The sequence below is a fragment of the Streptomyces sp. McG3 genome (assembly GCF_018619185.1).
In the GTDB taxonomy this organism is placed as follows: domain Bacteria; phylum Actinomycetota; class Actinomycetes; order Streptomycetales; family Streptomycetaceae; genus Streptomyces.
The window spans coordinates 1-2,331 of sequence record NZ_JAAXYC010000534.1; the positions used below are offsets into that span (position 1 = coordinate 1).

Here is a 2,331-nt window from a genome sequence, read left to right on the forward strand (position 1 = left end):
GTCGGCGTTCTGCTCCACCCGCCTCCCCGCCCGCACCCGGCCGGGTCGGCTGGGCATCCCCGAGGTCGTGGTCATCGTCGTGGTCGTCCTGGCATCGGCCGGACTGGCCGCCGGCAACCGGCCCGTCCCGGCCGCGCTGGTCGTGGTGGCCGCCGCCGTGGCCGACCTGATCACCGGCCGCCGCTCCAGCGAGGTCGCCAAGCCCTCCCGCCGCCGCAGCCGGTGACGATGGGCCGCCCCACCAAACCCGTCGCCGTCGGCACCAGCCCCCGACTGCGGGTCCTGGCCGCCTACCTGCGCCAGCTCAAGGGCGAGACCCGTACCACCTACGCCGCCCTGTCCGAGCGCACCGGCCCACCGGACACGCCTGGGTACCGCGGGGCTTCCACCCTCAGCCAGGCCGCCCGCGGCACCCACCTGCCCCCGCTCGAGACCGTCCTCGCCTACGCCCGCGCTGCCGGCGACCCCGGCAGCCACTCCACGCAGCGGCGGGAAGCGACAGCCCTGAGCCTGTGGAAGGCAGCTGCAATCGAGAAAGCCCGCCCGCAGCTGACCGGCCGCGGCCGACGCACCCGGCAGGTCCGCACCCCCGCCTCCCTGGGCCAGGAACTGACGCGGCTGCGCCTGCGGGCCGGCCGGCCCGCTTACAGCGCCATCGAGAAGGCGACCAAGGCCGACGGGCACCGTGTACCGCGTTCGACAGTCCACCTGATCCTGGGCGGGAAGGTCCTGCCCAGCCGAGAGCAGCTGTCCGGGCTCCTGAAAGCCTTCGACGTGAGCGTCGTGGACGCCGCCCAGTGGCACGCGGTCCTTGACCGCATCGAGGACCGCCGGCAACCGCCCGAGCCGCCCCGGCGAGGCAGAGGGTACGTGTGCGCGGACGCCGACCCGGCTGTGCAGGAGTACCTGGAACGCCGCGAGCGCGACGAGGAGATCAAGCGCCGTACCGGGCAGATCCATCCGGACGAGACGTACGAGGACTACGAAGAACGGATGCGCGAGAGGGTGTTCCAGCAGCAGACCTCGGACGACTGGCTGTACGAGGACTACGACGAACCTAAGGGCGACGACGAGCCGGAGGACGAGGCCCAGAGGCAAGCGTGGGCCGCTGAGCAGGCCGCCTTCCGAGCCCAGTTGAAGGCCTTGGTAGAGCGCGCCACCCCCACGGGGCAGGTTGCCGATCATGCCTGACAGCTCTACCGGCTACCGTCTTCCGCCCATCGCCACCCATCCTCCCGGGCAGGATCGGGCGTGATCACCCGCGACTCCCACTCTGGCGTTACATAATTCCGCCCGACATTATGTACCGTCAGCTAGGGTAGGTGGCAGCGTTACATTTTTTGGCGGTCCGGTCGTTCCGCACCTGCTGGCGGCCGCTGCCGAGCCGACTGCTCGACCTTCCCCTCGCAACCCGCTTGCCGCTTCTGCTCTTGGAGTCCCCGGGTGTCCTCCTCGCGTTCATCCCACACCGCCGGTGAGGCGTCTTCCGGCGCTGCCGTGCCGGAAAACTCCGCCCACACTGCCCCGCCTGGAGCCTCAACGGAGCCGTCCGACCAGGCTCCGAGCTGGGCGGGCAACTGGCCCCTGAGTTTCCCGACGCCTCCCACCCCGTCCGCAGCGGCCAAGACAGCCTCCGAAGACGCTGGCCGCCGACACGGCGAGGACAGCCAACCCGAGTCAGTTGAGGGCCCGTTGACCAAGCCGGGAACAACCTCCACCGCCCCTGACGTGGAAACACCACACTCCCTGCCGCGCACCGGCCCGGCGACGCTGCACGAGGCCCGCAGCACACTCAAGCAGATGATCAACGCCGCCATCGAAGGGCACCCCACACCCCTGACGCGCGGCCCGCACCATGCACTGCTTACCACCCCCGCCCACGCAACCGAACTGGGCTGGGACCTCACCCAAGCCCCAACCCACAGCTTCGCGGGCGCTCGCAAAACGCTGGGGGACCTGATCCAGTACGGCGCGGAGGGCCACCCCCAGGTGCTGTGCCGCCACAAGGCCCCCGTCGCCGTACTGCTCGCCGCAGCCGTGGACGGCACCCCCGCCCCGCCCGCACCTCAAGCCGAGCCCACACCCGACACAGCAGCTCCGGCTGCAACAGCAGCCCCGGACTCCACCACAACACCCCCTGAGGGCCGGCAAGCGGTCCAGAACCCCCTTCCGACCACAGCAGCCGAAGCCGAGGCCGCCAGAGACCTCGCACCCGTGCCGACAACTACCCCTGCCGAAGCGGCCGCTGCACCCACCACGCCCTCGGAACCACAGCCGGAACCGGCGCCAGCAGCCCAAGACACGCCTGCGCCTGCCAGTACACCCCCCGCC

The 2,331-nt window shown here is 71.3% G+C and carries 2 protein-coding genes; both read left to right on the forward strand.

From position 1 onward, the window contains the following. Window positions 1-226 (forward strand): hypothetical protein (locus HET64_RS38170; protein WP_215111810.1); only part of this gene is annotated, 226 nt, incomplete at its 5' end. 2 nt (window positions 227-228) lie between these two features. Then, the gene (locus HET64_RS38175) at window positions 229-1,191 is read left to right on the forward strand and encodes a hypothetical protein (protein WP_215111811.1); all 963 of its coding nucleotides are present in this window, start codon (window positions 229-231) and stop codon (window positions 1,189-1,191) included. Window positions 1,192-2,331: the final 1,140 nt, after the last annotated feature.